This is a genomic window from Nonomuraea sp. PA05, assembly GCF_008086045.1.
GTDB classification, from domain to species: domain Bacteria; phylum Actinomycetota; class Actinomycetes; order Streptosporangiales; family Streptosporangiaceae; genus Nonomuraea; species Nonomuraea monospora.
The window spans coordinates 119,983-137,503 of sequence record NZ_VSEY01000029.1 but is presented as its reverse complement, the minus strand read 5'-3'; the positions used below and the strand labels follow the sequence as shown (position 1 = coordinate 137,503).

The following is a 17,521-nucleotide window of genomic DNA, read 5'->3' as shown; positions in this document are numbered from 1 at the left end:
GTTCCCTACATGCGCATATGCCCCACAAAGACCGCTCAGCTCAGTGCGCTGCCGGACAGCGCACGGTGGTCCATGGCCTGGAACACGGTGGCCTTGGTGATGTCGTTGATGGCCTCGGAGATCCGCTTCTGCCCCTTGGAGTCGGGCTTCGTGCCGTCCTTGTTCTGGAACCAGACCAAGATCGCATAGTGCCCGTACGTGGACACCTTGGCACCGCCCGCGCCCGAGCCGAGGAGCTTCGTGACGCTGTCCTTGCCCGCCAGCGGCTTGACGTAGTTCTGGTCGTCGCCGCTCTTGGCCACCTTGCTCGCGTTCTTGCTCGTGCTCAGGTTGGCCACGCCGACCGTGCCGATCACCTTGCCCGCCTTGTCGCGGAAGCTCGCGCGCAGGAACTGGGTGCACTTCGCCGACTTGAGCGCCTTCTTGAGCGCGTCGCCCAGAGCGCCGTCGTCGCACTTCTTGTCCTTGCTGGTGACCGTCATCTCGTAGCCGCGGCCCGACACCGTGAACTTCTTCTTCGAGCCGAAGACCTCCTTGACCGAGATCGCGTCCGGGTCGGTCTCGCGGTCGGCCGCGAACCCGTACTTGCCGGGCGGGGCCGACGGCAGCGGCGCCGAGGTCTGCCTGGGGGCGGCGGTCTCGGCCGAGGTGGAGGAGTCGGCGTTCCACATCAGGTAGAGGCCGCCGCCGAGCAGGCCGAGCACGACCACGCCGCCGATCGTGGCCAGCAGCGGGCCGCGCGAGCGGCCGCCCTCGTCGTACGGGCTCCAGCCGACCTTGCTCTGCGGGGCTCGCGAGGGGTCGTCCGCCTTGTCGTTCTTCTGCTGGTCGGTGTCGTCCGCGTCCGCACGGTCCTTGCGGTCCTTGCGGGAGCGGCGGGACTTGCCGGTCGCGGGGGCGTCGTCGGCGAAGGGGTCCGCGGCGAACGGGTCCTTGCCGCGGCGGCCGGGCTCGGGGGCGTCGGGGTCGGCCGCGCGCTTGCCGCGGCGGCCGCCACGTCCTTCCGGGCGGGCGTCGGGACGTGCGTCGGGGCCGGAGTTGGGGCCTGCGTTGGGACGTCCGTCGGGGCCGGGAGCGCCTTGCCCGGGGCCCTGTCCCGGCCCCTGTCCCTGTCCGGGTCCCTGTCCCTGCCCGAGTCCCTGTCCGAAGCCGTGTGCGCCGGGGCCGTGTGCGCCCGGGCCCTGTGAGCCTGGGCCGTGTGCGCCCGGCCCCTGTGAGCCTGGACCCTGTGCGCCTGGACCTTGCGAGCCGAGGCCGGGAGCGGGGCCGTTGGGGCCGCCGCCGCCGAAGGGGCCGCCCGCGAAGGGGTCACCGCCGAACGGGTCGGCGCCGAACGGGTTGCCGGACTGCGGGCCGTTCTGGGGGCCGTTCTGGGGGCCGCCGGGGGATCGGCCGGGGCCGCCAGGGCCTCCGTCGGGGCCGCGACCTGGGCCGCCGCCCAGACCGTCGCGCGGGCCGCCGTTGCCGGGGCCTCCCGCGGGGCCGCCGCTGCTGAAGAAACCGCCGGACTCGCCGCCGCCGAAGCCGTCGGGGCGGCCAGGGCCGCTCGGACGCCCACCGTCGCGCGGGTCGCCGTCGCGGGCGCCGCCGTTGCCGGGTCCGCTGGGGCCGGGTCCGCTGGGGCCGGGTCCGGCGGGGCCGCCCGTGCCGCCGGGGCCGCCGCCTGGGCTGCCGGGGTTGCCGCTGGTGAAGAAGCTGCCGGAGGGGCCGCCGAAGCCGCCGGGCCCGCTGTCGAAGGGGTCGCGCGGCCTGTTGCCGAAGGGGTCGGTGGCGCCGTTGCCCGAGGGCCGGTCGTGCCCGTTGCCTGAGGGGCCGTTGCGGGAGGGGCCGTCGCTGAAGAAGCCGCCGGAGGGCCCGTTGCCCGAGGGCCGGTCCTGTCCGTTGCCCGAGGGACCGTTGCCCGAGGGGCCGTCGCTGAAGAAGCCGCCGGAGGGTGAGCCGTTCCCGGAGGAGGGGCCGTCGTCGAAGAAGCCGCCGGACGAGCCGTTGCCCGAGGGGCTGTCGCCGAAGAAACCCCCGGAGGGCTCGTCGCCGAAGAAGCCGCCAGAGGAGGATCCGTTGCCGGAGGGGTCGCCGTTCGCCGGGTTGCGGCTGGTGAAGAAGCCGCCGGAGGATCCGTTGCCGGAGGGGCCGCCGTTCATGAAGGAACCGCCGTCAGCGGGACCGCCGCCGAAGGGCGCACCGTCGTCGGGAGCGCCGCCCCGTGGGGCGCCGCCCTGGCCCTTCGGGCCGCCTCCCATCCCGTAGGGGGCGCTGCCCGTGCCGTTCTCACGTTCCCCACTGCCGTTGGAAACCATGCGGCGACATTACCGTGATGTTCGTCATTGGGTTCCGAAGTCCTGAGTCCACCATGGTCCTCCAGGTCCTGAGGCGACGCCGACGCCGATGGCCTTCAGGCCGCAGTCGAGGATGTTCTTGCGGTGGTCGCGGCTGTCCAGCCAGCCGTTCACGGCCTCCTCCGCGGTGCTGTAGCCGGCGCCGATGTTCTCGGCGGCGCCCCAGCGGTATCCGGCGCGCTCCATGCGGTCCCAGGGGGAGGCGCCGTCGGGGGAGGTGTGCGACAGCCGTCCCGTGCGGGCCATCTCCAGCGAGTGCGTACGCGCGGAGCGGGTGAGCGCGGCGTTGACCCGCAGCGGCCCGCAGCCGCGCCGGGCCCTGGCGGCGTTGGTCAGGGTGACGACCTTGGCCGCCATGCCCGCCAGGACCTGCACGCCGTCGCCCTGGGGGTCGGCGATGACGGCGGGGTCGTCCTGGGTGTTGAAGCCGTCGATCTGGTCCTTGGACGATCGGGTGGGCCTGGGGGTGGCCGTGCCGCGGGGCGTCTTCTTGGTGGTGATGCCGCGGGGGATGCGTTCGGCCTGCGGCTGTGCCTTCTTCGCCGCCGTGGGGGCGGGGTTGGCGGTGGCGGCGGCGGGCGGGGCCGTCTCGTTGAGGTAGACGTGCGGGGCGGGCTCGGGGCCGCTGGAGAGCCGGCCGATGAGGACGCCGGTGAAGAGGACGGCCATGAGGCAGGTCAGCAGACCCAGTCGGCTCCGGCGCCGAAGGCCGCGCTGGGTTTGCCGGGTGTGAGAGATCCGCCACATACCGCCGCTAACGATAGAGATGTCTGGTCCTGGGAAAGAAGGGGTTCCAGGGAAACGAAATCGAACCGTTCTGCGGTCGGGTAGACTCGCCTCGGGTTACCGGTCACTTTGACCTGCACGCCTTTGGGCGGGTAGCTTAGGTTCGTTGTGTGCATAGGTCCAGCGCGACCAATGCGCGGCGCGTCCGGCGTCATCTCCCGTGTTGAGGAGACGGAAGGTCCGGGCCGTCGTGTGCCCGCACCGACCGACCAATGTAGCTGTCGCATCCGACAGCGCCGAAGACGCGAGCATAAAGAAGGCTACGACCGTGCGCACGTACTCACCGAAGCCCGCCGACGTCCAGCGTCAGTGGTACGTCATCGACGCGACCGATGTCGTGCTGGGCCGGCTGGCCAGCCACGTCGCGACCCTGCTCCGCGGCAAGCACAAGCCGATCTTCGCGAACCACGTCGACACCGGTGACTTCGTCATCGTCATCAACGCCGACAAGATCGCGCTGAGCGGCAACAAGCGTGAGCAGAAGAAGGCGTACCGCCACTCGGGCTACCCGGGCGGTCTGCGTTCCGTCAGCTATGGCGAGCTCATGGACAAGCGGCCCGACAAGGCTGTCGAGAAGGCCGTCAAGGGCATGCTGCCGAAGAACTCCCTCGGCCGGAAGATGGCCAAGAAGCTCAAGGTGTACGCGGGTGCCGAGCACCCGCACCAGGCTCAGCAGCCCGTGCCGTTCGAGATCACCCAGATCGCCCAGTAGTAGTTCGAAAGATTTAGAGGAGAACCGTGGCTGAGCCCACCGGTGTCGAGACGGTCGTAGAGACGGCCGAGCTGGAGGAGTACTCCGGCGAGGACTTCCCGTCCGAGTACACCACCGAGTCCGCCGCCAGCGCTGACGCCCCCGTGCGCAAGCCCGTCACCACGGGCAACTCGTACGGCACCGGCCGCCGCAAGGAGGCGATCGCCCGCGTGCGCATCGTCCCCGGCACCGGCAAGTGGACGATCAACGGTCGTTCGCTGGACGTCTACTTCCCGAACAAGGTCCACCAGCAGATCGTCAACGAGCCCTTCGTGGTGCTCGGCGCCGAGGAGGCGTTCGACGTCATCGCCCGCATCGACGGCGGCGGCGTCACCGGTCAGGCCGGCGCGCTGCGCATGGGCCTGTCCCGCGCCCTGGCGATCCTGGACGTCGAGGTCAACCGCCCGCCGCTGAAGAAGGCCGGCTTCCTCACCCGTGACGCCCGCGCCACGGAGCGGAAGAAGTACGGCCTCAAGAAGGCCCGTAAGGCTCCGCAGTACAGCAAGCGCTAAGTTGGCGCGCCTTTTCGGCACCGACGGGGTACGTGGGGTCGCTGGTCGCGACCTCACCGCCGAGCTCGCCATGGACCTGTCCGTGGCGGCTGCTCACGTCCTCGGCGATGCAGGCGCGTTCGCCGCTACCGGACGCCGTCCGGTAGCGGTCGTAGGCCGGGACCCGCGTGCCTCGGGAGAATTTCTCGAGGCCGCCGTGGTCGCCGGCCTCGCGGCGTCTGGAGTGGATGTGCTGCGCCTCGGCGTGCTGCCCACCCCGGCTGTCGCCTACCTCACGGCCGCGCTCGGCGCCGACCTCGGCGTCATGCTGTCGGCGTCGCACAACCCGGCGCCCGACAACGGCATCAAGTTCCTGGCGCGCGGCGGCTTCAAGCTGTCCGACGCGGTGGAGGACGAGATCGAGCGGCGGCTCGGCGAGGAGTGGAGCTTCCCCGTCGGCTCGGGCGTCGGCCGGGTGCGCGACGCGTACGGAGAGGCCGACCGCTACATCTCGCACGTGCTGACCACGATGACCTCGCCGCTCGACGGGCTGAACGTGGTGATCGACTGCGCTCACGGAGCCGCCCACATGGTGGCGCCCGAGGCGCTGGTGCGCGCCGGCGCGCGGGTCGAGGCCATCGGCGCCAGGCCCGACGGCCTGAACATCAACAAGGGCCACGGCTCGACCCACCTGGACAAGCTCCAGCAGGTGGTCATCTCGCGCGGGGCCGACCTGGGCGTGGCCTACGACGGCGACGCCGACCGCTGCCTGGCGGTCGACCATACGGGCGCCATCATCGACGGCGACCACATCATGGCCATCCTCGCCGCCGCCATGCACGGCGAGGGCTTGCTGGCCAAGGACACCGTGGTCGCGACCGTGATGTCCAACCTGGGCTTCAAGCTGGCGATGCGCGACGCGGGGATCACCGTGGTGGAGACCGCGGTGGGCGACCGTTACGTGCTGGAGCGGATGAAGTCCGACGGCTTGAACCTGGGCGGCGAGCAGTCGGGGCACGTCATCATGCTCGACCACGCCACCACGGGCGACGGCCTGCTCACCTCGCTGCACCTGCTGGGCGTGGTGGCCAAGTCGGGCGTGCCGCTGCGGGAGCTGGCCGCGGTCATGACGCCGCTGCCGCAGATCCTGATCAACGTCAAGGACGTCGACAAGGGCAAGGCCTCGGTGCCCGAGCTCGTCGCCGCCGTCGCCGAGGCGGAGGCTGAGCTGGGGGAGACCGGCCGGGTGCTGATCCGGCCGAGCGGGACCGAGCCCATGATCCGGGTCATGGTGGAGGCCGCGTCGGAGGAGCACGCCACGCAGGTGGCGGGGCGGCTGGCCGACGTCGTGCGTACGGCCTGCGTCTGAACACCTCTTTCGTACGGCCCGTGGGAACAGCGCGTTCCCACGGGCCGTACGCGTGTCTGGACGTCTTACTCGTCGCCCGTGAGTGAGAAGACGCGCAGGCGCTGACCGGCCCAGAAGACCGCGCCGACGGTCACCACGATCAGGGCTGGGATCGCGAAGCCGAGCGTGACGTCGGCCTTGAAGAAGGGCGAGTCGCTGAGCTGGTCGGCGATCGACTGGCCCCAGTACTGGATGGAGAACTTGCGGGCGCCAGGGATGAGGTTGCCCACCAGGCTCTCCCAGACCAGCGCGTAGATGATGCCGATCGTGACGGCGTGCCGGGTGACGACACCGAGCAGCAGGAAGACGGCGGCGTAGGCGATGCCGGCGACCAGGGTGCCGGCGGCGAAGCCGGTCGCGATGCCGTCCTCGTCGCCGATCAGCAGCCAGCCCGCGACGTAGGTGGGCACGGCGCCGAACACGGCCAGCAGCGAGGCCGCCACCAGGAACTTCGTCTGGATGATGACGGGGCGCGAGATCGGCTTGGACATCAGGTGGATGATGGTGCCGTCGTCGATCTCCGGGGCGATGACGCCGGTGCCGGCGATCAGGCCGAGCAGCGGCAGCATGGTGCTGATGGCGAAGCTCTGCAGCAGCAGCACGGCCGAGCGCTGGTCGCCGCTGCCGACGACGCGGAACAGCACGGCCAGGGCGATGAGGGCGAGCGGGAGCAGCAGGAGCAGGATGATGCGCCGGCGGCCCAGCAGGGCGCGGTAGGTGATGCCCGCTACCACGGTGTTCATGTCAGGTGCTCCTGTTGATCAGGTAGGAGAAGACGCTCTCCAGGTCCTCGTCCGCAGGGGAGACCTGGTGCAGGCGCACGCCCTCCTCGCGAGCCACCCTGGGCAGCAGGCGGGCGAACCGGCGGAACTCGGTGGCCTGGACCTCCAGGCCTTCTGGGCGCAGCGTGATGCCGCCGGTCGAGGTGTCGCGGACAAGGGCGGCGGCGAGCTTCCTGTCGTCGCTGGAGCGGATCAGGAACAGGTGGGGCCGGTCCGTCATCAGCCGCCGGATCTCGCGGAAGTTGCCGGACGCGGCGTGCCGGCCCGCGACGAGCACCTCGATGTGCTGCGCGACCCGTTCGACCTCCTCCAGGATGTGGGAGCTGAACAGGATGGTCTTGCCCGCCGTGCCCATGTTCCTGATCAGGTCCATGAGGTGGAGGCGCTGGCGCGGGTCCATGCCGTTGAACGGCTCGTCCAGCAGGAGGACGGGCGGGTCGTGGACGAGGGCGGCGGCGACCTTGACGCGCTGGCGCATGCCCTTGGAGTACGTCTCGACGCGCCGGTCCTTCGGCTCCTCCATCTCCACGGTGGCCAGGGCCTTGCGGGCGGCCTCCTCCGGGGAGGACAGGCCGTGCAGGCGGGCGGCGGAGAGGACGAACTGCCAGCCGGTCAGGAAGCCATATACGCCCTCCCTTTCCGGAACTAGGCCGACATTTCGGTAAATGTGGTGGTTCTTCCAGACGGTGGTGCCGTCCAGGGTGACCGTGCCGCCCGATGGGGCCAGGAAGCCGGCCATCATGTGCAGCAGCGTCGACTTGCCCGCGCCGTTCGGCCCGAGCAGCCCCGTGACGCCTGGCCCGATGGTCATGGTGACGTCGTTGACCGCCACCACGTTGCCGTACCAGCGGGACACCTGCGAGAGCTCGATCTTCATCGCGAGGCCGCCTTCCTGTAGCGCAGTCCGAGAGCGGCCAGACCGAGGGCGATCAGCAGCACCAGGACGACGGCCGAGGCGGGGCCGCTCGGGTAGGCGGCGCTCTCGATGGAGTGCGGCGGCGTGCCGAACAGCCAGTGCTGCACGGAGTCGACCAGCCAGAACGGGTTCGCCAGCCACGCCCAGGCCGCCGCCGACTCGTTGCCCGTGGAGTACAGCGAGCCGTAGATGATCGGGACGGACGCCGACGACAGCAGGTAGACGGTGATCACGGAGGCCACGCCGAGCCCGCGCCGCGGCGTGAACGAGGCCAGCGCCAGCCCGAACGCCGACAGCAGCACCGCCAGCAGCAGCGCCATGAGCAGGGCGCCGAAGTACTCGCCGGTGGCCGGCGGCCCTGGCATGTCCACGACCAGCTCGCCCAGGAAGGTCAGCGTGAGCGGCACCGCGATCAGCGCGAACACCGCCACGGTCATCGCCGCCACCTTGGCGCCGACGTACTCGGCGATCGTGACGGGCCGCGACAGGTAGAGCGGCAGCACGCGGTAGCGCAGGTCGGGCGCGACCACGGTGGGGGCCTGCGCGGCCAGGAAGATGGCCACCACGGCCTGCATGACGACCGCGAACCCGCTGTAGGGGATGCCGCGCTGCTGCGCCAGGGCCATCAGGGCGATGCCCACGATCGAGGGCAGCACCATGATGGCCGCCAGCGCGAACGGCACGATCTTGCTGCGCGCCGGGCGGCCGAGGCCGAAGACGCCGCGCAGGCTGTGCACGGCCAGCGCCCTGGTCGAGTGGCCGCGGCCGAGCCGGGGGCCGTCGTAGTGGCGATAGCCGATGTCGTAGATCTCAGACATGTGCGACCTCCTCCCTGAAGACGTCCTCGATGCGGTGGCGTCCCTGTTCGAGGCGGATGAGGCACAGGTCCAGCTCGGCCGTCGCGTCGCGGATCGCGTCGAACGTCTCGGGCCCCTGCACCTTGACCACCAGCAGGCGGCCCTGCTGGGAGACGGTCTGCCCGCCGCCGGACAGCCGGGCGGCCAGCGCGTCGAGCCCCTCGTCCACCTCGACCGTCACGGTCTGCGTGGCCTGCGTGAACTCGCCGATGCCGGACGAGCGCAGCAGCCGCCCCGCGTCGATGACGACGACGTGGTCGCAGATGCGCTCCAGCTCGCCGAGCAGGTGGGAGGTGACGAGCACGCTGATGCCGAACTCGGTGCCGATGCGCCTGATCAGCGTCAGCATCTCGTCGCGGCCGCGTGGGTCGAGGCCGTTGGTCGGCTCGTCGAGGAAGATCAGCTTCGGGTCGTGGACGAGCGCCTGGGCCAGCTTGACCCGTTGCTTCATGCCGGTCGAGTAACCCCCGACGGGCCGGTAGCGCTCTTCGGCCAGCCCGACGTGGCGCAGCACGTCGGCGGCGCGCTCGCGGGCGGCGGTGCGCGGCAGGCCGGACATCCGGGCGAGGTGGACGACCAGCTCGGTGGCGGAGACGTCGGGGGGCAGGCATTCGTGCTCGGGCATGTAACCGACGAAGCGGCGGATCTCGGCGCCCCGCGTCGTGACGTCCAGGTCCAGCACGCGCGCGCTGCCGCCGGAGGGCGGCAGCAGGCCGAGCAGGATCTTGATCAGCGTCGACTTGCCCGCGCCGTTCGCGCCGACCAGCCCGGTCACGCCGGGCCCCACGGTGACCGTGAGCTGGTCGACCGCGGTGACGGTGGGGAAACGTTTGGTCAGCCCCTCGGTGGCGAGGATGTGCATGTGCCGGACCCTACTAGCCGCCCCGGCGGTGTGGCCTCGGTCATATGGATGAACGACGTCCTACTTGAGGCCAGAATTTCCGCTGGACCATCAGGGTGATCGTCCCTGAGATGACCATCCCCAGGATGTTGATGCCGAGCTGGGAGACGGCCGCCGCGACCTCTCCCCAGTCGGACACCGCCATCGCGACGGCCACGTAGCCGGCCGCGGGCACCGTGGTGACCGAGATGAAGACGCCGACCAGCGCCGACGACTTGCCCGCCGTGACCGACAGCACCCCGGCCGCGCCCGCCAGCAGCGCCACGATGAACGACCAGCGGTCCGGCTTGACGATGAACTGCACCTCCTCGTTGCTGGTGAGGTTGCCGATGTCGATCCAGCCGAGCCAGTAGGAGACGAGCGCGCACGCGTACGTGATGGCGATCGCGACCGTGAACCCGATGGCCAGCGTGCGCAGCGCGGTGACGATCAGGTGCCCCCTGCGCCGCAGCAGGCCGAAGCAGATGGCCGCGACCGCGCCGAACTCGGGGCCGAGCACCATCGCGCCGACGATCAGGATGGGGGAGTTCTGCAGGACGCCGATGCCCGCGATCTGGGTGGCGATGGCCAGGAAGGCCAGGTACGCCCACGTCACGCGGGAGTCGGCGTCCACCTTGTGCTCAAGATCCTCCCAGATCACGGCGTCGTCGGGGTCGCCCGGCGCCTGCTCGACGGCCCGGTCGGCCGCCCGGGACAGGGAGAGGTCGATCTGCTCGGCGGCGATGGAGCCTTCCTCCTCCAGCCAGGCGAGCTTGCCCAGCACTTCGTTGGCCGACTCCCTGGCCGAGTCGCAGAGGATCACGTCGCCCCGCGGCTCGCGGGCCGCGCCGGGCAGCACCACGAGGTTGGTGACGCCCGGGCAGCCCTCCAGCACCTCGACCGCCTCTTCTGTGCGGTCGGACGGGACGATCAGTCGCAGATGCAGCACGAGGACATTGTCGTCGAACGAACCTTGACGTTGTGTTGATAGTGGTACGCGAGGCTCCCTCACATGATCTGGTACTGGTGCCACGACCACGGTGAGGAGTGCTGGTTCGCCGGCCTCGACGACCAGGAGTGCGCGGGCAGGTTCGCGCGCTACCTGTTCGAGGAGGTGTTCAGGTCTGGCGGAGCCGAACCCGCTGTACGGAGTGGTCGACGCCCTTCTTGAGGACGAGGTCGGCGCGGCCCCTGGTGGGGGCGATGTTCTCGATGAGGTTGCGTTCGTTGATGTCGCGCCAGACGTTGCGCGCGAATTCGGTGGCCTCGTCGTAGGACAGCTCCGCGATGTGCCGGAAGTACGACTTGGGGTCCTCGAAGGCGGTGCGGCGGAGCTTGTGGAAACGTTCGACGTACCAGGTGCGGATGTCCTCGACCTTGGCGTCCACGTAGATGGAGAAGTCGAAGTAGTCGTTGACGGCGAGGGAGGTGGGCGGGGCCGGTTGCAGGACGTTGAGCCCCTCGATGATGAGGATGTCGGGGTTCTTCACGGTCTGGGCGGCGCCGGGGACGATGTCGTATTCGAGGTGGCTGTAGATGGGCGCCTTGACCTCGGCTCCGCCCGCCTTCACCTCCGCCACGAACCTGACCAGCGCCCGGCGGTCGTAGCTCTCGGGGAAGCCCTTGCGATGCATGATCTTCTTGGCCTCCAGCACCGCGTTGGGGTAGAGGAAACTGTCGGTGGTGATCAGCTCCACGTGCGGGTGCTCGGGCCAGCGGGCCAGGAGGGTGTGCAGCAGGCGCGCCGTGGTCGACTTGCCGACCGCGACGCTGCCCGCGATGCCCAGGATGTACGGCACGCGCCGCTCGGATTTGCCGAGGAACGCGCTCAGCACGCTGCTGCGCTGCTTGGACCCGGTGAAGTGCAGGTTGAGCAGCCGGGTCAGGGGGAGGTAGATGTCGGTGACCTCGGTGAGGTCGATCGGGTCATCGACGCCGCGTAGCTCTTCCAGCTCGTCTGCGGTGAGAGTCAAGGGCGTGTTCTTGCGGAGCTCGCTCCACTGCTCCCTGCTCAGTTCCACGTAGCCGTTATTCACCTTGGCAGCGTAGCGATGCGTCACAAACCGGGACCCTGGCGGGGCCGCCCCCGGGGATCCACAGCCTGTGGATAAAAACGTGGGATTACCGAGAGCCACTTCGGGGAAAGAGAATGGGTCTTGGTGAATCGGACGTGCAACGGCTGACCGGCGGCTACTGTCCCGACGGGAGGTATTCCGTGGACCGTCGTCGCTTCATCTCCAACGTCGCCGCCGGGATCGCCGGGCCCTTCGCGGGGGTCGCGTGCGCCGGCGCGAAGGGCGGGGCCGACCCCGTGCGCGGGTACGGGACGCTCCGCCCCGTACGCGATCTCCGGGATGGGAAGGTGCGGCTGCACCTGCCCGACGGGTTCCGGTACCGCTCGTTCAGCGTGGCGGGCGAGAAGTACAGCGACGGCTCCGCCGTGCCGGGCAAGCACGACGGCATGGCCGCCTTCTCCGGGCCAGGGGGCAGCGCCGTCCTCATCCGCAACCACGAGGTCAGCGGGCCCGTGGGCGCGTTCGGCGACAGGGACAAGGCCTACGACCCGATGGCCGGCGGTGGCACCTCGACGATCCGGGTCACCCGCTACGGCGAGGTGATCAGGAGCGCGCCGTCGCTGAACGGCACCATGATGAACTGCTCCGGCGGCCCCATGGCCTGGCGGGCCTGGGTGAGCTGCGAGGAGACGGTCAACGGCCCCGACGTGGGCGACGATCACTCCGGCGACGACAACTCCAAGCTCACCCGCAAGCACGGCTACCTGTTCGAGGTGCCGGTCGCCCGCGCCGCCACGGCCACGCCGATCCGCGCCGCCGGGCGCTTCCCGCACGAGTCGGCCGCCTTCGACCCCTCCTCCGGCGCCATCTACCTCACCGAGGACAACTTCTCCCACCCCTCCGGCTTCTACCGCTACCTGCCGCCCAAGCACCCGATCCTGGCCGGACGGCTGCTCGACGGCGGCAGGCTGCAGATGCTCGCCGTCAGCGGCACCGAACGCGCCGACCTGTCGAAGGGGCAGGAGCCCGGCACCGCGTACGGGACCACCTGGGTGGACATCGACGACCCCGACCCCGACTTCAAGGGCAGGCCCGCCTACGACGAGGCCGTCCAGGCCGTGGGCAGGCAGGGCAGGAAGAAGGGGGCGGCGATCTTCGCCCGGCTGGAGGGCGCGGTGCACCACCACGGCACCGTGTACTTCGTCTCCACCCAGGGCGGGGCCACGGCGCCGGGCGAGCGGGCGCCCGACGGGTTCGGCGACGGGCGGGGGCAGGTGTGGGCGTACGAGACGTGGAGCGGGCGGCTCAAGCTCGTCTACGAGTCGCCGCGCTCGTCCGTGCTGGACCTGCCCGACAACGTGACCGTCAGCAGGCGCGGCACGCTCGTGCTGTGCGAGGACGGCGAGCAGGACAACTGGCTGCGCGGGCTGACCAGGAGCGGCCAGATCTTCGACTTCTGCCGGCTGCAGCCGATCGAGGGCGACGACGGGGCGGAGTTCGCCGGCTCCACGTTCGGCCCGGGCGGCCACACCCTCTACGTCAACCTCCAGGCCAAGCAGGGCATGTCCATCGCGATCTGGGGGCCGTGGGAGCGCGGGCCGTTCCAATAGCCTAGGACGATGATCCTGGGTATCGGCGTGGACATCGTGGACATCGCCCGCTTCGAGGCCGCGCTGGAGCGCACGCCGCCGCTCAGGGAGCGGCTGTTCACCGAAATCGAGCGGCCACTCCCCGTGCAGTCGCTGGCCGCCAGGTTCGCCGCCAAGGAGGCCGTGGCCAAGGCGCTCGGCGCGCCCCAGGGCCTGGGGCACCTGGAGGCCGAGGTGCGCTGCGACGAGCTCGGCAAGCCCGAGCTGCGGATCTCGGGCAAGGTGGCCGAGGTCGCGTACGGGCTCGGGGTCAAGCGCTGGCACATCTCGCTCAGCCACGACGCGGGCGTGGCCGTGGCCTATGTGATCGCGGAGGGATAGCGCGGAGGGATAGCTTCGGATCATGCGTACCGCCTACACCGCCGACCAGATCCGGGGCGCCGAGCAGGCGCTCATGGCCCGGCTGCCCGAGGGCACGCTGATGCAGCGCGCCGCCGCCGGCCTCGCCGCCGTCTGCGCCGACCTGCTGGGACGGGTCTACGGCAGGCGCGTCGTCCTGCTCGTCGGCAGCGGCGACAACGGCGGGGACGCCCTGTACGCGGGCGAGCGGCTGGCCAGGCGCGGAGCCAGGGTGGAGGCCGTGCTCGCCGGGTCCAGGACGCACGAGGCGGGGCTGCGGGCGCTGCTCGACGCCGGCGGGCGGGTCGCGGAGGCGACGGCGATCGGGCAGGCCGACCTGATCGTGGACGGGCTCGTGGGCATCGGGGCGTCGGGGGCGCTCAGGGAGCCGTACGCGCGGCTCGCGGCGGAGGCGAACGCCGCAGGGGCCGCGGTCGTGGCCGTGGACCTGCCCAGCGGCGTGGACGCGAGCAGCGGGCAGGTGGCGGGCGTCGCCGTCCGGGCCAAGGTGACCGTGACCATGGGGGCGTACAAGACGGGGCTGCTGGTCGATCCGGGCGCGGCGTTCGCCGGTGACGTCGAGCTGATCGACATCGGGCTGGGGGAGCACCTGCCCGATCCCGACGCCACCGCGCTCACCGGCCGCGACGTGGCCGGGCTGATCCCGCGCCCCGGCGGCGAGTCGGACAAGTACCGCAGGGGAGTGCTGGGCGTCGCGGCGGGCAGCGACCTGTTCACCGGCGCGGCCGTGCTGGCCGTGGGCGGCGCGCTGCGGGGCGGGTCCGGCATGGTCAGGTACGCGGGCCGCGAGGCGCCGGTCGCCCAGGTGCGCTCGCACTGGCCGGAGGCCGTGGTCACGCTCCTCGACGCGCCTTCCGTCGAGCACGTGGGCCGGGTGCAGGCGTGGGTGCTCGGCCCGGGGCTGGGCACCGACACCTGGGCGCACGAACTGGCCGCCAGGGTGCTCGCCGGCGACGTGCCCGTGCTGGTGGACGCCGACGGGCTGACGCTGGTGGCCAGGGACAAGGGGCTGCTGCGGCGTACCGCGCCCGTCCTGATCACGCCGCACGCGGGCGAGCTGTCCAGGCTGATCGGCGCCGACCGGGCCGACATCGAGGCGGCCAGGCTCGAGCACGCCAGGCGGGCGGCGGCGGAGCTGGGCGTGACCGTGCTGCTCAAGGGCTCCACCACGGTGGTGGCCGAGGAGGGGCGACCGGCCAGGGTGAACGTGTCCGGCACGCCGTGGCTGGCCACCGGCGGCACGGGCGACGTGTTGTCAGGGCTGGCGGGCGCGCTGCTGGCGCAGGGACTGAGCTGCTACGACGCGGCCTCGTGCGGCGCCTACCTGCACGGGGTGGCCGGGCGGCTGGCCGCCGACGGGGCGCCGCTGGCCGCCGCCGACGTGGCCACGGCGATCCCGGCCGCCATCCGCGCCGTGACCAGCGCCGGCTCCTGACGCGTCCGGGATGGAAACTGGACTCGCCCACGATCCGGAGCTGCCACACTAGAAGGATGTACTCCTCAGTGGCCACGCCCGCGGAGGCTCGGGTCGATCTGGCCGCCATCAGGCACAACGTCGCCCTGCTCAAGGAGCGCGCGGGCGGCGCGGAGATCATGGGCGCGGTCAAGGCCGACGCCTACGGGCACGGGCTGGTGCCCGTCTCCGAGGCGGTGCTGGAGGGCGGGGCGAGCCGGCTCGGCACGGCGTTCGTCAGGGAGGCGCTGGAGCTGCGCGCGGGCGGCGTCACCGCGCCGATCCTGTCCTGGCTGATCACCCCTGATGAGCCGCTCGACGAGGCGCTGGCCGCCGGCATCGAGCTGTCGGCCGCCGACACGCGGCTGCTCGACGAGATCGCGGCCGCCGCCAGGCGCGCGGGCCGCACCGCGAAGCTGCACCTGGAGGCCGACACCGGCATGAGCAGGGGCGGCGCGCCGCTCGCGGCCTGGCCCGGCCTGCTCGACAGGGCGCTGGAGCTGCGCGCCGAGGGCGTCATCGAGATCGTCGGCCTCTGGTCGCACCTCGCCTGCGCCGACATCCCCGGCCATCCGTCGATCGAGCGGCAGATCGAGGCGTTCGAAGTGGCGCTGAAGCTGGCCGACCAGGCCGGCGCGGCCGACTCCGGCGTGATCAGGCACCTGTCCAACTCGGCGGCCGCCATGACGCTGCCGGGCGCGCGCTTCGACCTGGTCAGGCCCGGCATCGCGATGTACGGCCTGAGCCCCATCCCCGAGCTGGGCGACTTCGGCCTCAGGCAGGCCATGACGCTGACGGCCAGGGTCGGCATGGTCAAGCGCGTCACCGAGGGCTCTGGCGTCTCCTACGGGCACCTTTACATCACGGGGCACGAGACCACGCTTGGGCTGGTTCCTCTCGGGTACGCGGACGGAATCCTCCGGCACGCGACGGGGCGGGCCGAGGTTCTGGCGGGTGGCAGGCGCAGGCTGATCGCCGGACGGGTGTGCATGGACCAGTTCATGATCGACATGGGCGACGACCCGCTGTCGGCAGGCGACGAGGTCGTGCTGTTCGGGCCGGGCGACGGGGGCGAGCCGACCGCTCAGGAATGGGCGGATACTCTCGGCACGATCACGCATGAGATCGTGACCAGGATCGGCTCGCGCGTGCCGCGCGTACACGTAAACGTGTCGAAGGGCACTTCGCGGCGGGCATGAGCGGAGAAGGATCGGGGACATGACGACGACGACAACACGGCGCAGGGTAGGGATCGCCGGCGCGCTCGTCGGTGCGGCTTCCGCCGGTGTCGCGGCGGCGGCACTGGCCAAGCGCTACGCGGTCGGCCGGATCAGGCTGCGCCCCGACACCGAGGCGAGCGAGCCGTTCGGCGAGCTGCGGGGCAGGGAGCGCACGCTCGTCACCTCCGACGGCTACGCGCTGCACGTCGAGATCGACGGCCCCGAGGACGCGCCGCTGACCGTCGTGCTCTGCCACGGCTACTGCCTCAACCTGGAGTCCTGGCACTACCAGCGCAAGGACCTGCGGGAGAACTACCGGATCGTGCTGTGGGACCAGCGCTCCCACGGCCGCTCCCAGCGCGCCGAGGCCGACGACTGCACGATCGACCGGCTCGGCGACGACCTGGCCGAGGTGATCGAGGAGTTCGTGCCGGGCCCGTGCGCGCTGGTCGGCCACTCGATGGGCGGCATGACGATCATGGCGCTGGCCGACCGTCACCCCGAGCTGTTCGGCGACAAGATCCGCGCGGCGGCGCTCATCGCCACCTCGGCGGGCAAGCTGGCCGAGCTGACGCTGGGCCTGCCCGCGATGTTGTCCAAGATCGTGCACAAGCTCACGCCGGGCACGGTGTCGATGCTGGGCAAGCGCGGCACGTGGGTCGACCGCACCCGCCACGCGGGCAGCGACATCGCCTTCCTGATCACCCGCCTGTTCGGCTTCGGCGACTCGAAGAACGTCAGCCCGACCCTGGTCGACTTCGCCGAGTCGATGATCAGGGCGACTCCGACCGAGGTGGTCGCCAACTTCTACCCGGCGCTGATGAACCACGACAAGCTCTCCGCCCTGCACGTGCTCGACCCGGTGCCCACCGCGATCCTCGTCGGCGACCGTGACTGGCTGACGCCGCCCGACCACAGCAAGGCCATCGCGGGCGCGCTGCCGAAGGCGCAGCTCACCGAGGTTCCCGAGACCTCGCACCTGATCCAGATGGAGCGCCCCGGCATCGTCAACGACGCGCTGCGCGACCTGTTGAAGAGAGTGGAGATCTAGTGCGGCTCGCCACCCCCGACGACATGCGGGCCTACGGCGCCCGCCTGGCCGGCCACCTGCGCCCCGGCGACCTGCTGGTGCTGTCGGGCCCGCTCGGCGCCGGCAAGACCACGCTCGTCCAGGGCATCGCGGAAGGGCTCAAGGTGCGCGGCCCGATCACCTCGCCCACGTTCGTGATCGCCCGGGTGCACCCGTCGCTGCGCCAGGGGCCGCCGCTGGTGCACGTGGACGCGTACCGGCTCGGCGGTGACCTCGAAGTCGACGACCTCGACCTCGACGCGTCGCTGGAGGAGTCGGTCACCGTCGTCGAATGGGGCGAGGGGCTGGTCGAGGGGCTCGCCGACGACCGGCTGGAGATCCAGATCGACCGAGAGGCCGGAGACGAGGCCAGGGTCGTGACGCTGCGAGGCGTGGGCTCCAGGTGGACCGACACGCCGTCTGATCCGCTACAAGACTGAAACCACCGTCAAAGACCGGTAAAGCTGGCACCCTTGACGTACCAGGCCAACGCGATAAAACATGATCGTTGGTGAGGGATTGCCCAGAATTTCTGGGTATCAGGAGGG

General features: G+C 71.1%; 17 protein-coding genes. 9 read left to right on the top strand and 8 right to left on the bottom strand.

Annotated features, from left to right (window positions below; genetic code table 11):
• Positions 1 to 35: 35 nt before the first annotated feature.
• Complete coding sequence (locus tag FXF51_RS63015; RefSeq protein ID WP_262380099.1) at positions 36 to 2,297, bottom strand: hypothetical protein; 2,262 nt, start codon at positions 2,295 to 2,297, stop codon at positions 36 to 38.
• A 24-nt stretch (positions 2,298 to 2,321) separates the two neighbouring features.
• Positions 2,322 to 3,005 carry a CAP domain-containing protein gene (locus tag FXF51_RS38400; protein WP_148439681.1) on the bottom strand — a complete coding sequence of 228 codons (684 nt, stop codon included), beginning with the start codon at positions 3,003 to 3,005 and terminating at the stop codon, positions 2,322 to 2,324.
• A 385-nt stretch (positions 3,006 to 3,390) separates the two neighbouring features.
• On the opposite strand from FXF51_RS38400, the gene rplM reads away from it, so the two are divergent.
• From rplM to glmM, 3 genes are read left to right on the top strand one after another with little or no spacing between them, the layout of a single operon-like run.
• Positions 3,391 to 3,834, top strand: coding sequence for a 50S ribosomal protein L13 (gene rplM / locus FXF51_RS38395; protein WP_148439680.1), 444 nt, complete (start codon positions 3,391 to 3,393; stop codon positions 3,832 to 3,834).
• A 26-nt stretch (positions 3,835 to 3,860) separates the two neighbouring features.
• The gene (gene rpsI, locus FXF51_RS38390; RefSeq protein ID WP_148439679.1) at positions 3,861 to 4,385 is read left to right on the top strand and encodes a 30S ribosomal protein S9; all 525 of its coding nucleotides are present in this window, start codon (positions 3,861 to 3,863) and stop codon (positions 4,383 to 4,385) included.
• Position 4,386: 1 nt separating this feature from the next.
• Positions 4,387 to 5,733, top strand: coding sequence for a phosphoglucosamine mutase (gene glmM, locus FXF51_RS38385; RefSeq protein WP_148439678.1), 1,347 nt, complete (start codon positions 4,387 to 4,389; stop codon positions 5,731 to 5,733).
• Between the two features lie 65 nt (positions 5,734 to 5,798).
• Here the strand turns inward: glmM and FXF51_RS38380 are convergent, their stop codons facing one another.
• From FXF51_RS38380 to coaA, 6 genes are all read right to left on the bottom strand, one after another.
• The gene (locus FXF51_RS38380; protein ID WP_148439677.1) at positions 5,799 to 6,515 is read right to left on the bottom strand and encodes an ABC transporter permease; all 717 of its coding nucleotides are present in this window, start codon (positions 6,513 to 6,515) and stop codon (positions 5,799 to 5,801) included.
• Position 6,516: 1 nt separating this feature from the next.
• Positions 6,517 to 7,431, bottom strand: coding sequence for an ABC transporter ATP-binding protein (locus FXF51_RS38375; protein WP_148439676.1), 915 nt, complete (start codon positions 7,429 to 7,431; stop codon positions 6,517 to 6,519).
• Positions 7,428 to 8,288, bottom strand: a complete 861-nt coding sequence (locus FXF51_RS38370) for an ABC transporter permease (RefSeq protein WP_148439675.1) — start codon at positions 8,286 to 8,288, stop codon at positions 7,428 to 7,430. The genes FXF51_RS38375 and FXF51_RS38370 overlap by 4 nt, the downstream gene beginning before the upstream one ends.
• Complete coding sequence (locus tag FXF51_RS38365; protein WP_148439674.1) at positions 8,281 to 9,189, bottom strand: ABC transporter ATP-binding protein; 909 nt, start codon at positions 9,187 to 9,189, stop codon at positions 8,281 to 8,283. The genes FXF51_RS38370 and FXF51_RS38365 overlap by 8 nt, the downstream gene beginning before the upstream one ends.
• Positions 9,190 to 9,229: 40 nt before the next feature.
• Entirely contained in the window at positions 9,230 to 10,156 is a 927-nt protein-coding gene (locus tag FXF51_RS38360; RefSeq protein ID WP_148439673.1) for a DUF389 domain-containing protein, read from the bottom strand.
• Between the two features lie 169 nt (positions 10,157 to 10,325).
• Complete coding sequence (gene coaA, locus FXF51_RS38355; protein WP_222871635.1) at positions 10,326 to 11,228, bottom strand: type I pantothenate kinase; 903 nt, start codon at positions 11,226 to 11,228, stop codon at positions 10,326 to 10,328.
• A 194-nt stretch (positions 11,229 to 11,422) separates the two neighbouring features.
• Here coaA and FXF51_RS38350 point away from each other — a divergent pair, with 194 nt between their 5' ends.
• From FXF51_RS38350 to tsaE, 6 genes are read left to right on the top strand one after another with little or no spacing between them, the layout of a single operon-like run.
• Complete coding sequence (locus FXF51_RS38350; protein WP_148439671.1) at positions 11,423 to 12,832, top strand: PhoX family protein; 1,410 nt, start codon at positions 11,423 to 11,425, stop codon at positions 12,830 to 12,832.
• Positions 12,833 to 12,841: 9 nt separating this feature from the next.
• Positions 12,842 to 13,192, top strand: coding sequence for a holo-ACP synthase (locus FXF51_RS38345; protein WP_148439670.1), 351 nt, complete (start codon positions 12,842 to 12,844; stop codon positions 13,190 to 13,192).
• Between the two features lie 22 nt (positions 13,193 to 13,214).
• Entirely contained in the window at positions 13,215 to 14,666 is a 1,452-nt protein-coding gene (locus tag FXF51_RS38340) for an NAD(P)H-hydrate dehydratase (RefSeq protein ID WP_148439669.1), read from the top strand.
• Positions 14,667 to 14,722: 56 nt separating this feature from the next.
• Positions 14,723 to 15,883, top strand: coding sequence for an alanine racemase (alr, locus tag FXF51_RS38335; protein WP_187414797.1), 1,161 nt, complete (start codon positions 14,723 to 14,725; stop codon positions 15,881 to 15,883).
• 19 nt (positions 15,884 to 15,902) lie between these two features.
• Complete coding sequence (locus FXF51_RS38330) at positions 15,903 to 16,955, top strand: alpha/beta fold hydrolase (protein WP_148439668.1); 1,053 nt, start codon at positions 15,903 to 15,905, stop codon at positions 16,953 to 16,955.
• Complete coding sequence (gene tsaE, locus FXF51_RS38325; protein ID WP_411268417.1) at positions 16,955 to 17,413, top strand: tRNA (adenosine(37)-N6)-threonylcarbamoyltransferase complex ATPase subunit type 1 TsaE; 459 nt, start codon at positions 16,955 to 16,957, stop codon at positions 17,411 to 17,413. The genes FXF51_RS38330 and tsaE overlap by 1 nt, the downstream gene beginning before the upstream one ends.
• Positions 17,414 to 17,521 lie beyond the last annotated feature (108 nt).

What these genes read in the sequence shown, in the direction of transcription:
- FXF51_RS63015 (WP_262380099.1), bottom strand. Translation starts at nt 2,297, where the DNA reads ATGGTTTCCAACGGCAGTGGGGAACGTGAGAACGGCACGGGCAGCGCC.
- FXF51_RS38400 (WP_148439681.1), bottom strand. Translation starts at nt 3,005, where the DNA reads ATGGCCGTCCTCTTCACCGGCGTCCTCATCGGCCGGCTCTCCAGCGGC.
- FXF51_RS38380 (WP_148439677.1), bottom strand. Translation starts at nt 6,515, where the DNA reads ATGAACACCGTGGTAGCGGGCATCACCTACCGCGCCCTGCTGGGCCGC.
- FXF51_RS38375 (WP_148439676.1), bottom strand. Translation starts at nt 7,431, where the DNA reads ATGAAGATCGAGCTCTCGCAGGTGTCCCGCTGGTACGGCAACGTGGTG.
- FXF51_RS38370 (WP_148439675.1), bottom strand. Translation starts at nt 8,288, where the DNA reads ATGTCTGAGATCTACGACATCGGCTATCGCCACTACGACGGCCCCCGG.
- FXF51_RS38365 (WP_148439674.1), bottom strand. Translation starts at nt 9,189, where the DNA reads ATGCACATCCTCGCCACCGAGGGGCTGACCAAACGTTTCCCCACCGTC.
- FXF51_RS38345 (WP_148439670.1), top strand. Translation starts at nt 12,842, where the DNA reads ATGATCCTGGGTATCGGCGTGGACATCGTGGACATCGCCCGCTTCGAG.
- FXF51_RS38340 (WP_148439669.1), top strand. Translation starts at nt 13,215, where the DNA reads ATGCGTACCGCCTACACCGCCGACCAGATCCGGGGCGCCGAGCAGGCG.
- alr (WP_187414797.1), top strand. Translation starts at nt 14,723, where the DNA reads ATGTACTCCTCAGTGGCCACGCCCGCGGAGGCTCGGGTCGATCTGGCC.
- FXF51_RS38330 (WP_148439668.1), top strand. Translation starts at nt 15,903, where the DNA reads ATGACGACGACGACAACACGGCGCAGGGTAGGGATCGCCGGCGCGCTC.